Genomic DNA, 21,759 nt, shown 5'->3' with positions numbered 1-21,759 from the left:
GTCCGTCCCCCACCGGCAGGACCGTCATCCGTCTCTGGAGAGCGCTTGATGAAACCCAGGTTGCTGTCGTTGTTGATGTCTTCGCTGCTGCTGTCGCCGCTGGCCGTGCAGGCCCAGTCCTCCAACGCAGGGGAGGGCGCCGATCCGCCGCGTACGCGCGACCTGGATGCGGTCACGGTGACCGGGTCGCTCATTCCGCGCGCGCAGGTGGAAGGCCCCTCACCGGTGACGACCATCACCGCCGAGCAGATCCAGGCGCAGGGTTTCACCACGGTGTTCGATGCGCTGCGCTCACTGCCGGTCTCCAATGGGTCGGTGCAGGATTCCCAGGGAACCGGCTTCTACACTCCGGGCGCCAAGACCATCAGCCTGTTCGGTCTGGACCCCAGCTACACCCTTACCCTCATCAACGGGCGGCCGATCAACAGCTATCCGCTGGCCTACAACGGCAACACCAGCATCGCCGACATTGCCAACATCCCGCTGGGCATGGTCGAACGCATCGATGTGCTCACCGGTGGCCAGTCCTCGGTGTATGGCTCCTCGGCCGTGGCCGGCGTAGTCAACATCGTGCTGAAAGACCGCGTGGAAGGCACCCATCTGCGCTACCGCGTCGGTGGTTACAGCCAGGGCGGCGGTTCCAGCCAGCGCTTCAGCGCCAGCAGTGGACAGACCTTCGGCAACCTCGATATCAGCTACGGGCTGGAATACATCAACCAGAAGGCGATCTACGCCTTCGACCGCAGCCGCATCGACAGCGTCAACGACAACCCGACCGGGCCGCAGGATCCGTCGCGCAGCTTCCTGCGTATGCGCCAGGGGCCCAACGCCTACATCGACCCGGGCGCGGCCACCTGCGCGCCGCTGTCGAATCTGTTCGGTGGCAGCACCGTGTACGCGCACCGCGACATTTCCGGCGGTGGCTACTACTGCGGCACCCCCGACAACGTCGGCACCGCGTCGCTGTACAACGCCAGCCAGGACGTCAACGCGACCACCTTCCTGCGTTATCACCTCAGCCCGGATACCGAGTTGTACTCGGACATCCTGTTCGGCTTCAGCCGGCCGACCTACAGCGGTGGCAGCCCGTTCTGGAACAAGACCTTCTACAACCGCACCAGCGGCCAGTACGAGCAGTGGCAGCGCATCTACGCGCCCGAGGAAGTCGGCCTGGATGCCAAGGACCAGCGCGTCTACACGCGATCGCTGAACGTCACCGCCGGCGTGCGTGGCGTGCTGGGCAGCTTCGACTACGACGTCTACGTCAACCGTTCCAGCACCGATGTCACCCGCAAATCCACCGACTTCCTCGCCCGGAACGGCGTGGACGATTACTACCTGGGGCCGATGCTGGGCATGCAGGATGGCTACGAGGTCTACGCCCCGGACCTGTCGCGCCTGTACCAGCCGATCACCCGCGACCAGTACGACAGCTTCAGCGGCCTCAACCGTGCTGCATCCAGCGCGTCGCGCACGGCAGTGACGGCACTGCTGACCCATCGTTCGCTGTTCACCCTGCCGGCCGGCGACGTCGGTTTCGCGCTGATCGCCCAGGGCCAGCGCGAGAAGTTCTTCAACCAGTCGGCCGATCCCGATGCCGGTGTGCTGTTCCGCGGGCAGACCGCCGGCACCTCGGCGCAGGGCCAGCGGGATCTGTACGCGCTGGGTGCGGAACTGCAGGTGCCGATCATCGATACCTTCAGCGCCAACCTGTCCGGCCGCTACGACAAGTACGCCCTGCAGGGCGGTGGCGGCAACGGCAAGGCGACCTGGAAGCTTGGCCTGGAGTACCGGCCGATCGAATCGCTGCTGCTGCGTGGCAGCTACGCCACTGCGTTCCGTTCGCCGGACATGTTCTACCTGTTTTCCCGCGAGAGCAGCGGCTATACCACCAACACCGACCTCTACCAGTGCCGGCAGGCCGGTTACACCTCCGACAACTTCGATGACTGCGAGCAGTCCGGATTGGCGGTGCTGTCTTCCAGTACCGGCAACCGCGATCTGAAGGACATCACTGCACGCACGTTCACCTATGGTGCGGTGTGGTCGACACTGGACAACGCGCTGACGTTGTCGGTGGACTACAACTCGGTGGTGATCGAGAACGAAGTGCGCATTCTCGGCACCGACAGCATCCTTGACACCGAGGCCAACTGCCGGCTGGGCGTATCGGAGAACGGGCAGACCCGCTTCGACATCACCTCGCCCACCTGCCAGCAGGTCCTGGGCCAGGTGCAGCGCAAGCCGGCTACCGATCCGCTCAACCCCAACGGTGTGGACAAGGTGTTCTCCTACCCGATCAACATCGCCAGCCAACGCCAGACCGGTGTGCAGGCAGCGCTGGACTATCGCTGGGGTACCTCCTCGGTGGGAGATTTCACGGTCAACGCGGGCTACTACCGCCCGCTCAAGCACACCACCCAGGACAAGGAAGGCGATCCGGTCTACGACCAGTTGTGCTGCGGCAATTCCAATGAACTGCAGTACCGGGCCACGCTGGGCGTGAACTGGAAGCGCGGGCCGTTCAGCGCCAGTGCGTTCGGCGTGCGCAACGCGCCCACCTGGGACAGCCGTGGCGAGCAGCGCAACATCGGCCCGTGGACCACCTGGAACGCCACGGTCGGCTACCGCATCAATGACCTGGCCAGCCTGCTGCTGACGGTCAACAACCTGACCGACGAGATGCCGCCGATCGACCGCAGCAACGGCAACTGGCCGTACTACGACCAGGGCATCTACAACGCCTATGGCCGCTCGGCCTTCCTGGAGCTGTCGCTGGACTTCCAGTAGGCCGGGCGCTGGCAGGTCCCGGCTGTCAGGGGGCGGGGGCCAGGAAAGGACAGGGGCGGCCGGGTCGCCGCCCCAGGTGCTAGAATCGCAGGCCTCGCAATCCGTTCATCGACATCCGCCATGAGCCATACCGCCACCGCGCCCGCCAACGCCGAGAAGCGCTACACCGTGCACCGCAGCGACCTGCCGCTGAGCTGCCCGACCCCGGAGATGGCGCTGTGGAACTCGCATCCGCGGGTCTACCTGGCGATCGAAGACGAACCCAACGGTGAAGCGCAGTGCCCGTACTGCGGTTCCGTGTTCGTACTGGCTGACTGAACGGCCTTCACCGATGCGTCGACTGACCGTGGTGCAGTTGCTGCCGGCGCTGCACTCCGGCGGCGTCGAGCGCTCGACCCTGGAAATCGCGTCGGCACTGGTGGCAGCCGGCCATCGCGCGCTGGTGGTGTCTGCCGGTGGCCGCCTCGTTGAACCGCTGCTGGCCAGCGGTGCCGAGCATCTCACCCTCGATATCGGCCGCAAGTCGCTGCTGACCCTGCGTCATCTGCCGACCCTGCGTCGCCTGTTCGCCGAGGTCGGCGCCGATATCGTGCACGCCCGCTCGCGCCTGCCCGCGTGGCTGGGGCTGTATGCGATCCGGGCGATGCCGCAGGCGCAGCGGCCGCACTGGGTAACCACCGTGCACGGGCTGAACTCGCCCAGCCGCTACAGCGCGGTGATGACCAGCGGCGAGCGGGTGATCTGTGTCTCCAACAGCGTGCGCGAATACGTGCAGCGCCACTATCCGACCGTGCCGGAGGACCACCTGCGGGTGATCCCGCGTGGTGTCGATGTCAGTCAGTTCCCGCGGGTGGCGCGCGGTGATCGCCGGCCGCGCCTGTCGCTGGTGGCGGACTACCCGTGGCTGGCCGGGGTGGACGGGCCGCTGCTGCTGCTGCCGGGCCGTGGCACGCGCCTGAAGGGGCACACGCACGCGCTGCAGCTGCTGGCCGACGTCCGCGCTGCCGGCGTGCCGGCGCAGCTGTGGATGCTGGGCACCGACGAGCCGGGGCGCGAAGCCTATGTGGCCGACCTGCGCCGCCAGGCCGCCACGCTCGGCATCGCAGACGCGGTCCACATCAGCACGCCGACCGCGCGCATTGCCCAGGCCTATGCCGCCAGCGATCTGGTGCTGCAGCTGTCCGACAAGCCCGAAGCCTTCGGCCGTACCGTGGTGGAAGCACTGTCGGTGGGCCGACCGGTGCTCGGCTGGAACCACGGTGGGGTGGGCGAACTGCTGCAGCAGCTCCAGCCCACCGGTGCGGTGCCGCTGGGAGATGCGCAGGCACTGGGTGAACGTGCGCTGGCCCTTCTGGCGCAGCCGCCATCGTTGCCGGGCCGTATCCCGTTTACCCTGCAGGCCATGCAGCGCGATACCCTCCGTCTCTATGCCGACCTCGCAGGCTGACACCGCAGCCGTCCTGCGCGATGAACGCGCCGGGCGCTGGGCGCCCTGGTGGGTGCTTGCCTACGTGGCGTTGTGGCCGCTGCCAGGCATCGCCGAGACCGTCCTGGGCCTGGGCGCGATCTATGCCGCAGTGCGCATGGTCATCCGCCGCCTGCAGCGCCGGCCGCTTCTGCTGAGCCCGGCGGCCTGGGCGCTGACCTCGATCCTGTTCCTCGGCTACTGGTTGCCGCAGGCATTTTCCGCATTCGATGCGATCGACCCGTCGGCCTCGTGGACCAAGGCAGCAGCAGGCCTGCGCTACCTGCCCTTCATGTGGCTGGTAGCGATCGCAGTGGCCACGCCGGAGCGGCGCAGACTCACCCTGGGTGGACTGGCGGTGATCACCGGCGCCTGGACGCTGGATGCGCTGGTACAGGCGGTGGCCGGCACCAGCCCATGGTTCTGGTCGCTGGAGCAGCTCAAACTGGCAATCAGCGGGCGTGCGCTGTGCCCGGCCGATGAAGCGGCGTTGGCCGACCGGCTCAGTGGCGTACTGGGCCCGTGCAACCTGAAATTCGGCCAGGTGCTGGCCAGCCTGTCGCCGTTCCTGCTGCTGCCGCTGGCGCGCCGCTTCGGTGCTGCCGGCTGGCTGCTGGCCGCTGCGGCCCTCGGCAGTGTGTTGCTGCTGGCCGGCTCACGCGCCTCGTGGATCACCTTCGCGCTCGTGCTGGCCTACAGCGGCATGCGCCAGTTCGGCTGGAAGCGGCTGGCGCTGTTGGCGATGGTCGGGGTCCTGGGGGCCGGGGTCCTGGTTGCCAGCGTGCCGCAGCTGCGCGAGCGCGTGCTGCGCACGACGATGGCCTGGGAGGGGGACGAGACGGGCGTCGACCAGGCGCTGTCCGGGCGTGCGCGGATCTGGAGCGCAGCGGCCTGCATGATCGAAGCACATCCGATCAACGGTGTCGGCGCGCGTGGCTTCCGCGATGCGTATCCCGCCTGTGTCGCAGGGGAGGGAACCGCGGTGTGGGGCGCGGAACCGGCCCTGCACGCGCACCAGATCGTGCTGGAGATCCTGGCCGAGACCGGCGTGCTGGGCCTGCTGTTGTGGCTGGCCGCCGTGGCACAGGCCTGGCGGGCGTGGCGCTTCGCACCGACCGCGGCCCGCGAGCGGGCGCGGCCGGCGATGCTGGCGCTGGCGGTCACCGTGTTCCCGCTCAACACCCACCTGGCGTTCTACTCTGCGTTCTGGGGTGGGCTGACCGTGCTGCTGGCGGCGCTGTTCGCCGGCAGCCTGCTGGCGCGTGACGCGGATGACTCACCACGCGCGATGGAAACGGGTAGGTAATCCGGGCGGATCGAGGCGTGCCTGGGTCTACTTGTAGAAGTCGCTGCGCCCGCCGGGCTGGCGCTTGAAGCGGCGATGGATCCACAGGTACTGGTCAGGGGCTTCGCGCACCATCTCTTCGATCGCCTGGTTGACGCGCGCGGTATCGGCTTCCACATCCTCGCTCGGGAAGTTCTCCAGCGGCGCGCCGATCTTCAGGAAGTACTTCCCGCCTTCGCGGCGGTGGAAGTACGGAATGACCGCGCAACCGGTCATCCGCGCCAGCTGGTGGGTGGCGGTGATGGTGGCGGCGGTGTGGCCGAAGAACGGAACGAACACGGTGTCCTTGCCACGCATGTCCTGGTCGGGGGCATACCAGAGGAAGCCGCCCTTCTTCAGGTGGCGCACGGTGGCGCGGATGTCCTCGTTGGCGAACATCGCCTTGGCATAGCGCAGGCGGCCGAACTTCACCGCCCACTCGTACACCGGATTCTTGTGTTTGCGGTACATGCCGGACAGGTCGACGTAGTCGCACAGCAGGCGGCCGCACATCTCCAGGGTCATGAAGTGCCCGGACACCAGCAGCACGCCGCGACCCTCGGCCTGCATCTGCCGCAGGTGCTCCAGCCCTTCGATCTGCACCTGCGGGCGGATGCTGTCGATGCTGCCCCACCAGGCACGGATGCACTCGAACACGCCCACGCCCAGGGCATCGAAGCTGTCGCGAACCAACCGCTTGCGCCAGGCATCGTCCTTTTCCGGGAAACACAGTGCGAGATTGACCTCGGCTGCACGGCGACGGCTTCCGGCCAGGCGCCAGGCGATCGACCCCACCCCGCGACCGAGGGCGCGCTGCAGCATCCACGGCAGGCGGGCGATGGCGAAAGCGCCGTACATGGCGGCGAACATCGGCCAGTTGCGGGGATCGCGCAGTGACGGGCGGACGGCAGTGGAGGCATCGGACATGGCGCCATTCTAGCAATCCGGCTGCGTGTCTTTCCCGGGGGTGTCCCGTATCCTTGCCGCATGCGCAAAGACCCTGTCGAATGGATCCTGCGCGGCCTGTATTCGGTCGTGCTCTACATCCTGCTGCCGATCACCGTGTACCACCTGGTCTGGCGCGGCTTCCGGGTCCGTGAGTATTTCCTCCGCTGGGACGAGCGCTACGCCTCCTATCCCCAGCCCAGCGGCCAGCCACGGGTCTGGCTGCATGCGGTCTCGGTGGGCGAGGTCAACGCCGCCGCGCCGCTGGTCAACGCCCTGCGCCAGCAGCGCCCGGATATCCGCTGGGTCATCACCACCATCACCCCCACCGGCTCCGAGCGCGTGCGCGCGCTGTGGGGCGATGCGCTGGACCACGTCTACCTGCCGTATGACGTGCCCGGCAGCGTCAACCGTTTCCTCGGCCACTTCCAGCCCAGCCTGGCGCTGATCCTGGAAACCGAGCTGTGGCCGAACATGCTGTTCGGCTGCCGTGACCGCGACATTCCGGTCTACATCCTCAATGCCCGCCTGTCGGCCCGCTCGCTGCGTGGCTACCGGCTGCTGGCCGCGCTGATCCGCCGCGCGCTGCGCACGGTGACGTGCGTGGCAGCCCAGTCGCAGGACGACGCAGAGCGCTTCGTGCAGCTGGGGGCGGCGCCTGACCAGGTGCAGGCACTGGGCAACCTCAAATTCGACATCGCCACGCCGGACGTGCAGGCCTTCATCGAACAGTTCCACGCACGGGTGCCGGACACGCGACCGGTCTGGATCGCGGCCAGTACCCATGATGGCGAAGAGCAGGCGGTGATTGATCTGCACCGGCGCCTGCGCCAGCACCATCCGGACCTGCTGCTGCTGTGGGCACCCCGGCATCCCGAGCGCTTCCCGAAGGTGGAGGCGCTGGCGCGCGAGCAGGGCTGGAACGTGGCGACCCGCCGTGCGCAGCAGTGGCCGTCCGCCGATACCGATGCCTTCATCATCGACACCCTCGGCGAACTGATGCCGTTCTATGGCTGTGCGCAGGTCGCTTTCGTCGGCGGCAGCCTGCAGCCGATCGGTGGCCACAACCTGCTGGAGCCGGCGGCGATGGGCACTGCCGCGGTGACCGGTCCGCACCTGCACAATTTCTCGGAGATCTCGCGGCGCATGCGCGAGGCCGGTGCGCTGTTGATCGGCGAAGACGTGCAGGCGGTCGGCGGTCTGCTGCAGCACCTGCTGGAGGATCCGCAGGCCCGCGAGGACATGGCGCACGCTGGATGCACGCTGGTCAGCAATGGGCGCGGCGCGCTGCAGCGGACGCTGGCGCTGGTGGCCCCGCACCTGCCACCGCCCCGCGGCTGAGCCGCACGCGGCGCGCTCGTCGCCGTACTGTCGCGATCAACTGGATTAAGCCTGCTTGACGGCTATCGTTCTGTCGTAGCAGGACCGGTCGCCGACGCCGCAACGTGCCTCGGATCACACCTCGCGGCATGCAGATGCAAATCTGATATCGATTGCCCGCACAGGCTGCCAGCCTGATGTCGACCGTGCTTGGACGGCATCAAGGGAGCTTGAGATGAGCGGCAGCGATGGCCATCGGCTTGGAATGGATCATCTGGGCGTGATCCTGATGACGTTGCTGCTCGGTGGCAGTGTCATCGCACGGGTCGGTCAGTACACGGCGGCGCAGGCGGGGCCGGCCGTCGTGCTCAGTCTGCTGCTCGCAGCCCTCGGTGCGGCGCTGGTGCTGGCACGCCTGTACAGGGTGGTGACGCAGGCGGATATGGCCGATGGCCTGCATGGCCTGCTGGTGGCCGGCTGGGGGCGGTCGATTGCCCGCGTACTGTGCCTGGCGTTGTTGCTGGAGTGCACGGCGACGCTGGCGGGTGCGGCGCAGTCCGGGGCTGGCCATCTGCATGCGGCACTGGCGGCGGCGAGCGCATCCAGCGCCGGTACGCTGCCGGTGCAGGTGACAGCCGCTGCAGGCCTGCTGCTGTTGGGAGCCACCGCGCTGATGCGACCGGCGCGGACGGTGCTGCTGGTGTGCGCGCTGTTGACCGTGAAGATCGGCATCGGCGTGCTGCTGCTGGCGCTGGCGGCCCGGTATGTGCACTACGCGCACTGGATCCCATGGGTTCCCCCCGCCACTGCACCGTATCGCTTCGGCCTGGGAGGCGTGCTCGCTGCGGCTGTGCCGCTGCTGGGCATCTTTGCCAGCGCCGGCCTGGCACTGGGCGTTCCCGGGGTGCCTGTTGGCGGGCTGGCGCGACGCCCACTGACGATGCTCATGGTGCTCGTCGCGGCGACGCTGATGCTGATCGCACTGGCCGCACTGCAGGCGGGCCTGGTCGACTATCCAGCGCTGGCCAGCAGCCGGCCCTTGACGGTTGCGCTGCGAAGCCATCCCCAGTTGTCCTGGATGTTGCCGTGGCTGCCGCTGGCAGGCTATGCAGGGTTGGCAGCGCTGCAGCTGGTGCTGCTGATGCTGGCGACGCGGCTGGCGCTGCCGCTGTGGCCGCTTGGAAACGAGGGCGACCCACCGGCGGCGTGCGTGGCGACCGTGGCGATCATCCTGTTGGCGACCCTGCTGGCGCTGTGGCTGCCGGCCGGCGTCTTGCCGACGATGCCGGGGCCGGTGGGACTGCTGGTGGTGGCCGCCTTGTGCCTGGGAGGACTTCAGCGGCGCAGCGAGGTGACGCGCTCGCCTGCCGACGCCGTGCTGGGCATGGCGGCAGCAGCGTTGTGCCTGCTGCCGCTCCTGCGCTAGATCACATCGCCGCGGCACAAACAGAAAAGCCACCCGGTCGGGTGGCTTTCCGTCAACGCGGGTGACGACTTACTGCGTGGTCGTGGCGGGATTGCCCGCGTCCTGGGTCAGCAGGCGATTGATGTCCTGCAGTTCGGCCACGTCCAGCGCGCCCAGCGACTGGCTCAGCAGCAGGCGGTTCTGCAGGAAGGTGTAGCGGGCCTGCGCGTAGTCCAGCTGTGCCGAGAACAGGATGCGCTGGTTCTGGATCACGTCCAGCACGGTACGGGTACCCACTTCCAGGCCGACCTGCGAGGCGTCGTACGCGCTCTGTGCCGAGACGACGGCCAGGCGGCGTGCCTCCACCTCGCTGATGCCCTGCACCAGGGTCTGGTAGGCATTGCGGGTGTTGCGATCCAGCGCGCGCTTCTGCTGCTCGTAGCCATCCTGGGCGATGTCACGCTGGGCCAGCGCCTGGCGCACGCCGGACTGGGTGGCGCCGCCGGCGAAGATCGGCACGCTGAGGGTCAGGCCGATGCTGTTGGTGCGCGCATCCGGGGACAGCGAACCCGAACCGGTGCTGTCGCCCCAGGTCGCGGTCTTGCCCCAACTGCCGCCCAGCGACAGCGTCGGGTAGTGGGCGCCACGGGCGGCCTGCACGCCGGCCTCGGCCGCGCTGACCTTCAGCTCCTGTGCCTTCAGCGAGGGGTTCTGGCTGGTTGCCTGCTGCACCAGTTCATCGATGTTGCCGCGGTTGGCCGGCACTTCGGGACGGAAGTCGGCCGGCAGCCCCTTGAGGTTCAGCACCGGCTGGCCGGTAAGTTCGGTCAGCGCCTGGTAGTTATCGGCCAGGGTGTTCTGCGCGACGATGGTGTTGGCGCGCGCCTGGTCATACTGCGCGCGCGCTTCGTGCACGTCGGTGATCGGCGCCAGGCCCACTTCCAGGCGCTTGTCGGCGAAGTCGAACTGCTTCTTCGCGGCCGCTTCGTTGGTCTGTGCGGCATTCAGCGATTCGATCGCCACCAGCACGTTGAAGTAGGCCGCCGAGGTGCGGACGATCAGGCTGTCGTTGGCCGAATCCAGGGTGAAGTCAGCCGCCTTGCTCAGTTCGCGCTGCGAGCGCAGGTTGTTGATCTGCGTCCAGTTGAACAGGGTCTGCGAACCGTCGATCGTGTAGTTGCGGCGCTTGCTGCTGACCGTGCCGGTATTGGCATCGGCGTTGGCTTCGCTGCGTGTGCGGTTCAGCGTGGCCTGGCCGTTGATCTGCGGAAGCAGGGCAGCGCGCGCCTGCACGGCGCCTTCCTTGTCGTACAGCCGGGTGGATTCGGCGGCCGACAGCTGCGGATCGCCGTTGCGCGCCATCTCGTAGACCTGCAACAGGTCAGCGGCATGGGCAGACAACGGCAGCAGGGCAGTGGCCAGCGCAACAGCGAGGGATCGGCGGATCATTGCGGCTTCCTTGGACTCAGAGGTGGAACTGGGGTGCCGGGGCGGCACCGCGCAGGTAATCGATATCGGTCTCGAACAGGGATTCGGTGCTGCCATCGGCCTTGATCAGAAGCGCTTCCATCGCCGGCGAACGGCCCTGGATCACGAACAGGCGACCACCCGGACGCAGCCACGAGGCGAACTGTGACGGCACCACGTTGACGGCACCAGTGACACAGATCACGTCAAAGCGACGTTCGGTCTGCCACGCCAGCGCGTCAGCCACTTCCACCCGGACGTTGGTACCCAGGCCGGAGGCATCCAGCCGCGCGCGCGCGGCGGTCGCCAGTTCCGGGTCGATCTCCAGGCTCAGCACGTCGCGCGCCAGCGCGCCGATGCAGGCGGCCAGGAAGCCGCTGCCCGTGCCGATCTCCAGCACTTCGTCACCCGGTTGCAGGTCCAGCGCCTGCAGGGTACGGCCCTCGATGACGGGCTTCATCATCTTCTGGCCATTGCCGATCGGCAGTTCAACATCGGCGTAGGCCAGTGCCCGGTGCGCGTCGGCGACAAAGGCCTCGCGCGGCAGGCGGGCCAGGACGTCGAGCACCTTGATGTCCAGCACGTCCCAGGGACGGATCTGCTGTTCCACCATCAGTTCGCGGGCGTGGGCGTAATCAATCGTCATGAGGTTCAAATCCAGCGCAGTGGGCCGGCCATTTTACCGGTGCCGGAGGCCGGCGGCGCGCCCAGAGCATCCGCTGCCGGGGGGCCGGGGTCGCAGTGCCGGAAGTCATCGCGACCACCGGTTCGTTCAGCTTTGCCGTTTCAGCTGGTTCCGGCTCCTCCGGGCGCATAGGCGCGCAGGAAGAAGTCGACGCTGGCCGCCACGTGGGTGACAGGATCGATCTCCACCGATGACAGTGGCATGCCGCACATCATATGCATGTGCACTTCACCCTTGACCAGGGTCAGGAACTGCTGCCCGGCCAGGTGATGGTCGGGAATCTGCAGCTCGCCCCGCTCGCTGCGCGAGCGCAGGAAGTCGGCCAGCGCCTCGCAGGTGCGCTCGGGCCCGGCCTGCCAGAACAGCTCACGCAGGCGTTCGTCGGTCTCCGGGGCCATCATCACCCGTTGGATCGAGATCGCCGCGTCGGAGGTGATCAGCTTGAAGAAGGCAAGGCCGATCCCGATCAGCTGGTCTCGCAGTGGCCCTTCGGCGTCGGCCACGAACAGCGCATCCGGCAGCATCTCGATGCATTTGGACTGCACGGCCTCGGAGAACAGGGTCTCCTTGTCGCCGAAATGGCTATACACCGTCAGCTTCGACACGCCCGCCTGGGCAGCGATGCTGTCCATGCTCACACCGGTATAGCCCTGTTCGATGAACAGGGTCTTGGCCGCCTCGAGGATCGCCGCGCGCTTGCCAAGATCCTTGGGACGCCCGGGTCCGGCGGCCTTGGCAGCAGGCTTGGCCGACGGCTTGCGGGAAGTGGAAGAACTCATTGCGGTAATACTAGACCAAGCGGTTCGATATTTATACTATACCGGCCAGTTTACTAAATTGGGCCGGACGTTGCGGCTCCCCTGCTGAACTCAGTGTTGTCAGGACGTTGACCGATGAAGATCGTGCGCTGGATGGGCGGTATCGTGTGGGTGGCTGCGCTGGCAGCCTGTTCGGGACAGGAGCAGGCGCCACCGGCGGCCGTGCCGGTGCTGGTGGTGCATCCCGGCGAGCAGGTCGGGCAGGCGCCGGCGGCGTTTCCCGGTACGGTCCGGGCACGCCAGGAGAGCCCGCTGTCGTTCCGCGTCGGCGGCAACCTGGTCAAGCGCCATGTGGACGCCGGCCAACGGGTGAAGAAGGGGGAGGTGCTGGCCGAGCTGGATGTCGCCGACTTCGCCCTGCAGGCGCGCGCCTCGCAGGCGCAGCTGGCCGCGGCCGAAGCCGATCTGGTACGCGCCCGCGACGATCTCAAGCGCTACCAGGTGCTGGCCGACCAGCAGCTGGTCAGCCGCTCGCAGCTGGATCAGCAGTCTGCCGCGTTCAAGGCCGCGCAGGGCCAGGCCAACGCGGCCCGGGCCAACCTGGACGTGCTGCGCAACCAGGCCGGCTACGCCCAGCTGCGTGCGCCGGCCGATGGTGTGATCGCCAGCCGTGAGGCGGAAGCCGGGCAGGTGGTGGCCGCGGGCCAGACCATCTTCAACCTGGCCGCAGACGGTGGCCGCGAAGTGCTGATCGACCTGCCGGAAGCCACCATCCGCGACTACGCGGTAGGCCAGCCGGTGGAAGTGGAGTTGTGGAACCGCCCGGGGCAGCGCCTGCCCGGCACGATCCGCGAGATCGCCGCCGCCGCCGATCCGCAGGCGCGGACCTACGCAACCCGGGTCAGCCTGCCCGCCGATGCACTGGCCGATGTCGAGCTGGGGCAGAGCGCGCGCGTGTTCAGCAGCGCCGGCCGCCACGGCACCCTGCAGCTGCCGATGGCCGCTCTCCAGCGCGGTGCAGGTGGCGCAACCAGTGTGTGGGTGGTGGACCCGGCCAGCAGCACGTTGAAATCGGTCACCGTCAGCACGGGCGCCTATGGCATCGACGCCGTGCCGGTGCTGTCCGGCGTGGACGCCGACGACTGGGTGGTGGCTGCGGGCGGCCATCTGCTGCGATCCGGCCAGCAGGTCGTCGCGGTGGACCGGCAGAATCGCCCGGTGCTGAAGCCCGCAGCGCCGGCTGCCGCACCGAAGGCGAAGGAGTAAGCCTGTGCGCCGTTTCAATCTATCCGAATGGGCGCTGGGCAACCGCGCGCTGGTGCTGTTCGCCATGCTCGCCTTCGCCCTCATCGGCGCCTGGTCGTACAAGCATCTGGGCCAGTCCGAGGATCCGCCGTTCACCTTCAAGGTGATGGTGGTACGCACGATGTGGCCGGGCGCGACCGCCGAGCAGGTCTCGCGCCAGGTGACCGAGCCGATCGAGAAGGCGCTGCTCAACACCGGGCAGTACGAGTTCATCCGCTCCTACTCGCGCCCGGGCGAGTCGCAGGTGATCTTCGCGGCCAAGGACAGCCTGCGCTCCAAGGCCATTCCGGACCTGTGGTACCAGGTGCGCAAACGCGTGGGCGACATCAAGCCGAACCTGCCGCGCGAAATCGTCGGTCCGTTCTTCAACGATGAGTTCGGCGACACCTTCGGCAACATCTACGCGCTGACCGGGCAGGGCTTCGACTACGCCGTGATGCGTGACTACGCCGATCGCATCCAGCTGGAACTGCAGCGGGTGCCGGACGTGGGCAAGATCGAGCTGCAGGGCCTGCAGGACGAGAAGGTCTGGATCGAGCTGTCCAACACCAAGCTGGCCACGCTGGGCGTGTCGCTGCAGCAGGTGCAGCAGGCGCTGGCCGACCAGAACGCGATCAGCGCCACTAGCTTCTTCGAGACCCCGACCGATCGCGTGCAGCTGCGCGTGACCGGCCAGTTCCAGAGCATCGATGACATCCGTCGCTTCCCGATCCAGGCCGGCGACCGCACGGTGCACCTGGGCGATATCGCCGAGATCAAGCGCGGCTTCGCCGATCCGGCGTCGCCGAAGATGCGCTTCATGGGTGAGGATGCGATCGGCATTGCGGTCGCGATGAAGGACGGTGGCGACATCCTGAAGCTGGGCTCCACGCTGGATGCCGAGTTCGAGCGCCTGCAGAAGACGCTGCCGGCGGGCATGCACCTGCGCAAGGTCTCCGACCAGCCGCATGCGGTGGAAGAGTCGGTGGGTGAGTTCGTGCAGGTGCTGACCGAAGCGGTGGTGATCGTGCTGCTGGTGAGCTTCTTCTCGCTGGGCCTGCGTACGGGCCTGGTGGTGGGCGTGACCATTCCGCTGGTGCTGGCGATGACCTTCTTCGTCATGCATTACTTCGATATCGGCCTGCACAAGATCTCGCTGGGCGCGCTGGTGCTGGCGCTGGGCCTGCTGGTGGACGATGCGATCATCGCGGTGGAGATGATGGCCACCAAGATGGAACAGGGCTACGACCGCCTGCGCGCGGCCAGCTTCGCCTGGGAATCCACGGCGTTCCCGATGCTGACCGGTACGCTGATCACGGCGGCAGGTTTCCTGCCGATCGCCACGGCGGCGTCAAGCACCGGTGAGTACACCCGTTCGCTGTTCCAGGTGGTGACCATCGCACTGGTGGTGTCATGGATTGCGGCGGTGCTGTTCATTCCGTACCTGGGTGACAAGATGCTGCCGGATCTGTTCAATCCGCAGCTGCCCAAGCCGGACAGCCTGGCCGGTCGCTGGCGTGCGAAGCGCCTGGCCTGGGCCGATCGCCATCCGGCGCTGCTGCGCTGGGTCGCACCGAAGGAGCATGCACACGACCATGATCCGTACCAGCGGCCGTTCTACACGCGTTTCCGCCGTTTCCTGGACATGTGCCTGCGCCACCGCTGGTGGGTGATCGCAGCAACGGTGGCCCTGTTCGTGTTCTCGCTGCTGATGTTCCGCTTCGTGCCGCAGCAGTTCTTCCCGGATTCGACCCGCCCGGAACTGATGGTGGATATCGAACTGGCTGAAGGCGCGTCGCTGCAGGCCACGCAGGCGCAGGCCAGCAAGCTGGAAAAGCGGCTGAAGGGCCGTGAGGGCATCGCCAACTACGTGGCCTATGTGGGTACCGGTTCGCCGCGCTTCTACCTGCCGCTGGACCAGCAGCTGCCGGCGACCAACTTCTCGCAGTTCGTGGTGCTCACCGAAGACGCCAAGGCGCGCGAGGCCACGCGCGACTGGCTGCTGAAGGAGGTGATCCCGCAGTTCCCGGATGTGCAGATGCGCGTGACGCGGCTGGAGAACGGTCCGCCGGTGGGCTACCCGGTGCAGCTGCGGATCTCCGGCGAGCACATCGAGCAGGTGCAGGCGATCGCACGCCAGGTACAGGATAAGGTGCGGGAGAACCCGCATGTGATGAACGTGAACCTGGACTGGAGCGAGCCGAGCAAGGTCGTGCGGCTGGTGCTGGACCAGGACCGTGCGCGCGCGCTGGGCGTGAGCAGTGCGCAGGTGAGCCAGCTGCTGGGCACTTCGCTGTCGGGCATGAGCGTGAGCACCTATCGCGAGGGCAATCGCCTGATCGAGATGCTGCTGCGGGGTCCGGAGAACGAGCGCGTGCAGCTGGGCATGCTGGGCAGCCTGGCCATTCCCACAGCCAATGGCACGTCGGTGACGCTCTCGCAGGTGGCGCGCCTGGAATACGTGTTCGAGGACGGCATCATCTGGCATCGCAACCGCCTGCCGACCGTGACCGTGCGTGCCGATATCAGTGACGGCAGCCAGGCGCTGGACGTGGTGCAGCAGATCCTGCCGACGCTGGATGGCATCCGCGCTGCACTGCCGAATGGCTACCTGCTGGAAACCGGCGGAACGGTGGAGGATTCGGCACGTGGCCAGGACTCGATCAAGGCAGGCATGCCGTTGTTCCTGATCGTGGTCGCAACGCTGCTGATGCTGCAGCTGCGCAGCTTCTCGCGTGCCGCGATGGTGCTGGTGACGGCGCCGCTGGGCATCATCGGCGCGACCTTGTTCCTGCTGCTGTTCCGTGCACCGTTCGGGTTCGTGGCGCTGCTGGGCACGATCGCGCTGGCCGGCATGATCATGCGCAACTCGGTGATCCTGATCGACCAGATCCAGCAGGACATCGATGCCGGGCATGATCGCTGGCATGCGATCATCGACGCGACGGTACGGCGTTTCCGCCCGATCGTGCTGACCGCCCTGGCGGCGGTGCTGGCGATGATTCCGCTGTCGCGCAGCGCGTTCTATGGCTCGATGGCGATCTCGATCATGGGCGGGTTGATCGTGGGTACCGTGCTGACCCTGGTGTTCCTGCCGGCGCTGTATGCGGCGTGGTTCCGGGTGAAGCCGGATGAATCCGGGGCGTAATGCCCCGGGTTCCAGGGCCGCCGCCTCTGGCAGGTGCCAACCCTGGTTGGCACGGCGCTTTGCAGCCACGCATGCTCGCGGGATCTGCTTTCTGTAGAGCCGAGCCATGCTCGGCTGCTCTTCGCGCGATGATGGGGTGAGTCGAGCATGGCGTGGATCTACTGCAGTTGCAGGCCGCTCCGCAGCAGTGGCACCAGCCACTCCAGGAATACGTGCACGCGCTGTGCCCGATGCTGCCGATGCGGTTGCAGCAGGGTCACCGGCAACGGTTGTGCGACGTGCCGTGGCATCACTTCCACCAACGTGCCGGACTGCAGCTCGTCCTGCACGTCATAGCGCGGAATCTGCAGCAGTCCCAGTCCGGCCACGCAGCAGGCGATCGAGGCTTCGGCGCTGTTCACCCGCACCCAACCCTGCATGGGCAGCGTGCGCAGCTGGGTTCCGTCCTGCCATTCCCATGGTTCCGCCCGCGCGGTCGTCGGCGAGGCGTAGTTCACCGCCCGGTGCTGCTGCAGGTCCGCCGGCTGCTGCGGGACGCCGTACGCGCGCAGGTAGGACGGCGCAGCCACGTTGACGAAGTCCAGCGTGCCCAGCGTGCGCGAAACCAAGCTGGAATCGCCCAGCTGGCCGACCCTCAACACCGCATCGCAGCCTTCCTCGATCAGGTTCACTGCGCGGTCGGTCATGCCCAGATCCACCTCCACCTGCGGGTAACGGGCGAAGAAGTCAGGCAGCGCCGGCGCCACGATGCGCCTGCCGATGCGGCTGGGTACGTCGATCCTCAGCAGGCCGACCGGCTGCGCGTCCTCCTGGCGGAACAGCGATTCGGCATCTTCGACCTCGGCGATCAGGCGCAGGCAGCGGGCGTGGAACACATCGCCATCGTGGGTGGTGGAGACGCGTCGCGTCGAGCGTTGCAACAGGCGCGTACCCAGCCGCTGCTCCAGTTCGGCGACCGCCGCCGATACCGTGGAACGGGGCAGTCCGAGCTGGTCGGCGGCGCGGGTGAAGCTGGCGCACTCCACCACCCGGCTGAAGATGCGGAAGCGGTCGATCCGATCCATTGTTCGCTCGATCTGGAAAGTTAAGTCAATGTTGCGGGCTTTATCCGCATTTTCCGCACGATATCGTCATTGGGGCAGGGTTGCCATCCCGGACAGCCCCACTCCGAGACCGAAGCCATGACCGACCACTCCCTCAAGGGCAAGACCGTGCTGATCGCAGGCGGTGCCAAGAACCTCGGTGGCCTGCTCGCCCGCGATTTCGCCGCCCACGGCGCCGGGGCCATCGTCATCCATTACAACAGCGACGCCAGCCAGGCCGACGCCGAAGCGACCGTCGCGGCGGTCCAGGCTGCGGGCAGCAAGGCCGTGGCCCTGCAGGGCGACCTGACCTCCGCTGCCGCCATGGAGCGCCTGTTCGCCGACGCTGTCGCAGCCGTCGGCCGTCCCGATGTCGCCATCAATACCGTCGGCAAGGTCCTGAAGAAGCCGCTGCTGGAGATCAGCGAAGCGGAGTACGACGAGATGAGCGCGGTAAATGCCAAGGCGGCGTTCTTCTTCCTCAAGGAGGCCGGCCGTCACGTCAATGATGGTGGCCGCATCTGCACCCTGGTGACGTCGCTGCTGGGCGCCTACACGCCGTTCTACTCCAGCTATGCAGGCACCAAGGCGCCGGTGGAGCACTTCACCCGCGCGGCATCGAAGGAGTTCGGCGAGCGGGGCATCTCGGTGACCGCGATCGGTCCCGGGCCGATGGACACGCCGTTCTTCTATCCTGCCGAGAGTGCCGATGCGCAGGCGTATCACAAGACCGCGGCGGCGCTGTCCGCGTTCACCCGCACCGGTCTGACCGACATTGCCGACATCGTGCCGTGGATCCGTTTCCTGGTTACCGACGGCTGGTGGATGACCGGGCAGACGGTGCTGGTCAACGGTGGCTACACCACCAAGTAACCGGGCCACGCTGGGCGCGGCTCCACCGCACTGCACCTGTGGCGCCGGGCCATGCCCGGCTCATGCAACAGCCATCGGGCATGACTCGACGCTACAGGTGCCGCCCGGCGGGTCAGCCCAGCTTCGCCAGTACGGCGTCGGTCGCCGCCGCCGTGCTCACGGCCTGGCCCTTTGCAGCCAGATCAGCAGTGAACACGCCATCATCCAGCACCGCGTGCACGGCCGCCTCCACAGCCGCCGCTTCGGCATCCAGGCCCAGCGAGTGGCGCAGCAGCATGGCCGCGCTGAGGATCGTCGCGTAAGGGTTGGCGATGCCCTTGCCGGCGATGTCCGGTGCCGAGCCGTGGATCGGCTCGTAGATGCCGACCGCACCCGGTTCTCCCAGCGATGCCGACGGCAGCAGGCCCAGTGAGCCGGCCAGCATCGAGGCCTCGTCGGTGAGGATGTCGCCGAACATGTTTTCGGTCACGATCACGTCGTATTCGCGTGGCTTGGCCAGCAGGTGCATCGCCATCGAATCGACCAGCTGGTGTTCCAGCGCGACGTCCGGGAACTCCTCGCGGCCGATGCGGGCGGCGACGTCGCGCCACAGGCGGGACGTCTCCAGCACGTTGGCCTTGTCCACCGAGGTCACCTTGCCTCGGCGCTGCTGTGCCAGGCGGAACGCGCTGCGCAGCACGCGCTCGATTTCGGCCACGGTGTAGCGGCAGAGGTCGCTGGCGCTGTCGGCATCGCGGGTCTTGTCGCCGAAGTAGATGCCGCCGGTCAGTTCGCGTACCACCACGAAGTCCACGCCCTTGAGCAGTTCGGCCTTGATCGGCGATGCCCCCAGGGCGGCATCATGGGTACGCACCGGCCGCAGGTTGGCGTACAGGCCCAGCGCCTTGCGGATCGCCAGCAGGCCCTGCTCGGGGCGCACCTTGGCGTTCGGGTCGGACCACTTCGGTCCACCCACTGCACCCAGCAGCACGGCATTCGCGGCCTGGCATGCGGCGAGGGTGGCGGCGGGCAGGGGCTCGCCATGGCGATCGATGGCGATGCCACCGATATCGTGCTCGCTGAACGTGAAGGTGTGGTTGAAGCGTTCGCCGATGGCTTTCAGGACCGCAACCGCAGCGGCGGCCACTTCCGGGCCGATGCCATCACCGGGGAGTACAACGATCTCAGCGTGCATGCTCACTCTCGTAACGTTCGATGTCAGGGACGCGGCCCAGCAGATAACCCAGTTGATCGACGCCTTCCAGCAGACAGGTCTGCGAGAAGCCATCCAGCGGGAAGGAGTAGACCTGGCCATCCGGCGTACGCAGCTCGCGTGCCGCCACGTCGATGGTCAGTTCGTCGTCGGGGCGCTGCATCAGCGCCTGAACGTCGGCTTCGTCCAGGACGATCGGCAGCAGGCCGTTCTTCAGTGAGTTGCCACGGAAGATGTCGGCGATCTCGCTGCTGACGATGGCGCGCAGGCCCAGGTCGGTCAGCGCCCACGGCGCGTGCTCGCGCGAGGAACCACAGCCGAAGTTGCGGCCCGCCAGCAGGATGCTGCGGCCGGCGTTGTGCGGCTGGTTGAAGGCGAAATCGGCCACCGGCGAACCGTCGGACTGCCAGCGCCAGTCATTGAACGCGTTGCGGCCCAGTCCGGCACGCTCGGTGGTGGACAGGAACCGGGCCGGAATGATCTGGTCGGTGTCGATGTTGGTCTGGCGCAGCACGACGCTGGACGAGGTCAAGGTGCGGAAACCGGCCATTACGCCACCTCCTGCGCGAACAGTTCGCGGGTATCGGCCACGTGGCCCTTCACCGCCGCCCAGGCGGCGCTCATCGGCGAGGCCAGCAGTGTGCGCGAGCCCGGCCCCTGGCGGCCCTCGAAATTGCGGTTGCTGGTACTCACTGCCAGTTGGCCGGGGGCGACCAGATCACCATTCATGGCGATGCACATCGAGCAGCCCGGCTCGCGCCATTCGGCACCGGCTGCACGCACGATCTCATCGATGCCCTCCGCTTCGGCCTGGCGCTTGACGATCTCCGAGCCCGGTACCACCAGCATGCGCACGCGCTCGGCGACGCGGCGGCCGCGCAGCACCTGTGCCACTTCGCGCATGTCGCTGAGGCGGCCGTTGGTGCACGAACCGACGAACACGACATCGACCGGCGTGCCGGCCAGTGCCTGGCCGGCCTGGAAGTGCATGTAGTCCAGGCCCTTCTGCGCGGCGGCGTCGTTGGCCGCAGGAATCGGCATATCGACCGCGATGGCGGTGCCGGGATGCGTGCCCCAGGTCAGGGTCGGACGGATGTCGGCTGCATCGATGTGGACTTCGCTGTCGAAGCGCGCGCCTTCATCGCTGCGCAGTTCCTGCCAACGGGCCACGGCCGCCTCGAAATCGGCGCCCTTGGGGCCGCGTGGCGTGTTGGCGACGAAATCGAAGGTGACCTGGTCCGGTGCCACCATGCCCGCGCGCGCGCCGGCCTCGATGGACATGTTGCACAGGGTCATGCGCTGCTCCATGTCCATCGCTTCGATGGTGCTGCCACGGAACTCGATCACATGGCCGGTGCCGCCGTTGACGCCGATCACACCGATGATGTGCAGGACCACGTCCTTCGCGCCGACGCCCGGCGCCAGGGGGCCGTCGACCGTGATTGCCAGCGTCTTCGCCTTCCGCTGCAGCAGGCACTGTGTTGCCAGCACATGACCCACTTCGCTGGTGCCGATGCCGAAGGCCAGCGAGCCGAACGCACCATGGGTGGAGGTATGGCTGTCGCCGCAGACGATGGTCATGCCGGGCTGGGTGAAACCCTGCTCGGGCGCGATGACATGGACGATGCCCCGGTTGTCCGAGCTCATGTCGAACAGTTCGATGCCGTGCTCGCTGCAGTTGCGCGCAAGCGTGGCGACCTGCGCCTCGGAGGCGGCGCTGGCGTACGGCAGCCGGCCGTCGGCGGTGGCCGGCAGGGTCGGCGTGGAATGATCCATCGTCGCCTTGGTGCGGTCCGGCCGGCGTGGGCGGAGACCGCGTTCGCGCAGCTCGGTGAACGCCTGCGGCGAGGTCACCTCGTGGATCAGGTGCAGGTCGATGTACAGCACCGCAGGGGCGCTGTCGGATTCGGGAACGACCACGTGGGCGTCCCACAGTTTGTCGTACAGGGTGCGGGGTGCGGAGGTCATGCGGTTGCCTGGCAGAAGTACGATTGAACGAACATCGGGAAATAACGGGAAAG

The 21,759-nt window shown here is 67.4% G+C and carries 17 protein-coding genes; 9 read left to right on the top strand and 8 right to left on the bottom strand.

All coding sequences use genetic code 11. From position 1 onward, the window contains the following. The first annotated feature begins 48 nt into the window (after positions 1 to 48). The 4 genes from ACX9OW_RS11870 (at position 49) to ACX9OW_RS11855 (ending at position 5,561) form a co-directional block, all read left to right on the top strand. Positions 49 to 2,790 (top strand): TonB-dependent receptor plug domain-containing protein, encoded by a 2,742-nt coding sequence (locus ACX9OW_RS11870; protein ID WP_081284377.1) that lies wholly within the window; start codon positions 49 to 51, stop codon positions 2,788 to 2,790. 120 nt (positions 2,791 to 2,910) lie between these two features. After that, entirely contained in the window at positions 2,911 to 3,108 is a 198-nt protein-coding gene (locus ACX9OW_RS11865; RefSeq protein WP_053517405.1) for a zinc-finger domain-containing protein, read from the top strand. A 13-nt stretch (positions 3,109 to 3,121) separates the two neighbouring features. Next, positions 3,122 to 4,237: a glycosyltransferase gene (locus ACX9OW_RS11860; protein ID WP_459062307.1), complete on the top strand. Its 1,116-nt coding sequence runs from the start codon at positions 3,122 to 3,124 to the stop codon at positions 4,235 to 4,237. Continuing rightward, positions 4,218 to 5,561 carry an O-antigen ligase family protein gene (locus tag ACX9OW_RS11855; RefSeq protein WP_459062306.1) on the top strand — a complete coding sequence of 448 codons (1,344 nt, stop codon included), beginning with the start codon at positions 4,218 to 4,220 and terminating at the stop codon, positions 5,559 to 5,561. Before ACX9OW_RS11860 ends, ACX9OW_RS11855 begins: the two co-directional genes overlap by 20 nt. Positions 5,562 to 5,588: 27 nt before the next feature. Here ACX9OW_RS11855 and ACX9OW_RS11850 read toward each other — a convergent pair whose 3' ends face one another. After that, complete coding sequence (locus ACX9OW_RS11850) at positions 5,589 to 6,506, bottom strand: LpxL/LpxP family Kdo(2)-lipid IV(A) lauroyl/palmitoleoyl acyltransferase (RefSeq protein ID WP_053517401.1); 918 nt, start codon at positions 6,504 to 6,506, stop codon at positions 5,589 to 5,591. A gap of 60 nt (positions 6,507 to 6,566) precedes the next feature. On the opposite strand from ACX9OW_RS11850, the gene waaA reads away from it, so the two are divergent. Both waaA and ACX9OW_RS11840 read left to right on the top strand, forming a co-directional pair. Continuing rightward, positions 6,567 to 7,865: a lipid IV(A) 3-deoxy-D-manno-octulosonic acid transferase gene (waaA, locus tag ACX9OW_RS11845; protein ID WP_459062305.1), complete on the top strand. Its 1,299-nt coding sequence runs from the start codon at positions 6,567 to 6,569 to the stop codon at positions 7,863 to 7,865. 214 nt (positions 7,866 to 8,079) lie between these two features. Next, on the top strand, positions 8,080 to 9,270 hold the full coding sequence (locus tag ACX9OW_RS11840) for an amino acid transporter (protein ID WP_459062304.1): 1,191 nt from the start codon (positions 8,080 to 8,082) through the stop codon (positions 9,268 to 9,270). A gap of 69 nt (positions 9,271 to 9,339) precedes the next feature. On the opposite strand, the gene ACX9OW_RS11835 is transcribed toward ACX9OW_RS11840, so the two are convergent. The 3 genes from ACX9OW_RS11835 to ACX9OW_RS11825 all read right to left on the bottom strand — a co-directional run bounded on the left by ACX9OW_RS11835 (position 9,340) and on the right by ACX9OW_RS11825 (position 12,180). Further along, complete coding sequence (locus ACX9OW_RS11835; protein WP_065175111.1) at positions 9,340 to 10,698, bottom strand: TolC family outer membrane protein; 1,359 nt, start codon at positions 10,696 to 10,698, stop codon at positions 9,340 to 9,342. Positions 10,699 to 10,714: 16 nt separating this feature from the next. After that, on the bottom strand, positions 10,715 to 11,362 hold the full coding sequence (locus tag ACX9OW_RS11830; RefSeq protein WP_053520104.1) for a protein-L-isoaspartate O-methyltransferase family protein: 648 nt from the start codon (positions 11,360 to 11,362) through the stop codon (positions 10,715 to 10,717). Positions 11,363 to 11,502: 140 nt separating this feature from the next. After that, positions 11,503 to 12,180 carry a TetR/AcrR family transcriptional regulator gene (locus ACX9OW_RS11825; protein WP_459062303.1) on the bottom strand — a complete coding sequence of 226 codons (678 nt, stop codon included), beginning with the start codon at positions 12,178 to 12,180 and terminating at the stop codon, positions 11,503 to 11,505. Between the two features lie 114 nt (positions 12,181 to 12,294). Here ACX9OW_RS11825 and ACX9OW_RS11820 point away from each other — a divergent pair, with 114 nt between their 5' ends. Both ACX9OW_RS11820 and ACX9OW_RS11815 read left to right on the top strand, forming a co-directional pair. Continuing rightward, positions 12,295 to 13,425: an efflux RND transporter periplasmic adaptor subunit gene (locus ACX9OW_RS11820; protein ID WP_065181718.1), complete on the top strand. Its 1,131-nt coding sequence runs from the start codon at positions 12,295 to 12,297 to the stop codon at positions 13,423 to 13,425. A 4-nt stretch (positions 13,426 to 13,429) separates the two neighbouring features. Continuing rightward, positions 13,430 to 16,591 carry an efflux RND transporter permease subunit gene (locus ACX9OW_RS11815; protein ID WP_459062302.1) on the top strand — a complete coding sequence of 1,054 codons (3,162 nt, stop codon included), beginning with the start codon at positions 13,430 to 13,432 and terminating at the stop codon, positions 16,589 to 16,591. Between the two features lie 158 nt (positions 16,592 to 16,749). Here ACX9OW_RS11815 and ACX9OW_RS11810 read toward each other — a convergent pair whose 3' ends face one another. Beyond that, complete coding sequence (locus ACX9OW_RS11810; protein WP_459062301.1) at positions 16,750 to 17,655, bottom strand: LysR family transcriptional regulator; 906 nt, start codon at positions 17,653 to 17,655, stop codon at positions 16,750 to 16,752. A gap of 117 nt (positions 17,656 to 17,772) precedes the next feature. Here ACX9OW_RS11810 and ACX9OW_RS11805 point away from each other — a divergent pair, with 117 nt between their 5' ends. Then, positions 17,773 to 18,546 (top strand): SDR family oxidoreductase, encoded by a 774-nt coding sequence (locus ACX9OW_RS11805; protein ID WP_053520099.1) that lies wholly within the window; start codon positions 17,773 to 17,775, stop codon positions 18,544 to 18,546. A 112-nt stretch (positions 18,547 to 18,658) separates the two neighbouring features. On the opposite strand, the gene leuB is transcribed toward ACX9OW_RS11805, so the two are convergent. From leuB to leuC, 3 genes are read right to left on the bottom strand one after another with little or no spacing between them, the layout of a single operon-like run. After that, positions 18,659 to 19,720 carry a 3-isopropylmalate dehydrogenase gene (gene leuB, locus ACX9OW_RS11800; protein WP_065175105.1) on the bottom strand — a complete coding sequence of 354 codons (1,062 nt, stop codon included), beginning with the start codon at positions 19,718 to 19,720 and terminating at the stop codon, positions 18,659 to 18,661. Continuing rightward, complete coding sequence (gene leuD, locus ACX9OW_RS11795) at positions 19,710 to 20,288, bottom strand: 3-isopropylmalate dehydratase small subunit (RefSeq protein ID WP_065181715.1); 579 nt, start codon at positions 20,286 to 20,288, stop codon at positions 19,710 to 19,712. The genes leuB and leuD overlap by 11 nt, the downstream gene beginning before the upstream one ends. Continuing rightward, entirely contained in the window at positions 20,288 to 21,706 is a 1,419-nt protein-coding gene (gene leuC, locus ACX9OW_RS11790) for a 3-isopropylmalate dehydratase large subunit (RefSeq protein WP_253118303.1), read from the bottom strand. The genes leuD and leuC overlap by 1 nt, the downstream gene beginning before the upstream one ends. Between the last annotated feature and the right edge of the window lie 53 nt (positions 21,707 to 21,759).

The sequence above is a fragment of the Stenotrophomonas genospecies 5 genome (assembly GCF_054473825.1).
The sequence above is the reverse complement of the archived record's forward strand: the minus strand, read 5'-3'. Positions and strand labels throughout refer to the sequence as shown.

Bases quoted from the DNA above. Each gene is read 5' to 3' on its own strand.
- ACX9OW_RS11835 (WP_065175111.1), bottom strand. From the start codon at position 10,698: ATGATCCGCCGATCCCTCGCTGTTGCGCTGGCCACTGCCCTGCTGCCG.
- ACX9OW_RS11820 (WP_065181718.1), top strand. From the start codon at position 12,295: ATGAAGATCGTGCGCTGGATGGGCGGTATCGTGTGGGTGGCTGCGCTG.
- ACX9OW_RS11860 (WP_459062307.1), top strand. From the start codon at position 3,122: ATGCGTCGACTGACCGTGGTGCAGTTGCTGCCGGCGCTGCACTCCGGC.
- ACX9OW_RS11810 (WP_459062301.1), bottom strand. From the start codon at position 17,655: ATGGATCGGATCGACCGCTTCCGCATCTTCAGCCGGGTGGTGGAGTGC.
- leuD (WP_065181715.1), bottom strand. From the start codon at position 20,288: ATGGCCGGTTTCCGCACCTTGACCTCGTCCAGCGTCGTGCTGCGCCAG.
- waaA (WP_459062305.1), top strand. From the start codon at position 6,567: ATGCGCAAAGACCCTGTCGAATGGATCCTGCGCGGCCTGTATTCGGTC.
- leuB (WP_065175105.1), bottom strand. From the start codon at position 19,720: ATGCACGCTGAGATCGTTGTACTCCCCGGTGATGGCATCGGCCCGGAA.
- ACX9OW_RS11830 (WP_053520104.1), bottom strand. From the start codon at position 11,362: ATGACGATTGATTACGCCCACGCCCGCGAACTGATGGTGGAACAGCAG.
- ACX9OW_RS11825 (WP_459062303.1), bottom strand. From the start codon at position 12,180: ATGAGTTCTTCCACTTCCCGCAAGCCGTCGGCCAAGCCTGCTGCCAAG.
- ACX9OW_RS11865 (WP_053517405.1), top strand. From the start codon at position 2,911: ATGAGCCATACCGCCACCGCGCCCGCCAACGCCGAGAAGCGCTACACC.
- leuC (WP_253118303.1), bottom strand. From the start codon at position 21,706: ATGACCTCCGCACCCCGCACCCTGTACGACAAACTGTGGGACGCCCAC.
- ACX9OW_RS11840 (WP_459062304.1), top strand. From the start codon at position 8,080: ATGAGCGGCAGCGATGGCCATCGGCTTGGAATGGATCATCTGGGCGTG.
- ACX9OW_RS11850 (WP_053517401.1), bottom strand. From the start codon at position 6,506: ATGTCCGATGCCTCCACTGCCGTCCGCCCGTCACTGCGCGATCCCCGC.
- ACX9OW_RS11855 (WP_459062306.1), top strand. From the start codon at position 4,218: ATGCCGACCTCGCAGGCTGACACCGCAGCCGTCCTGCGCGATGAACGC.
- ACX9OW_RS11805 (WP_053520099.1), top strand. From the start codon at position 17,773: ATGACCGACCACTCCCTCAAGGGCAAGACCGTGCTGATCGCAGGCGGT.
- ACX9OW_RS11870 (WP_081284377.1), top strand. From the start codon at position 49: ATGAAACCCAGGTTGCTGTCGTTGTTGATGTCTTCGCTGCTGCTGTCG.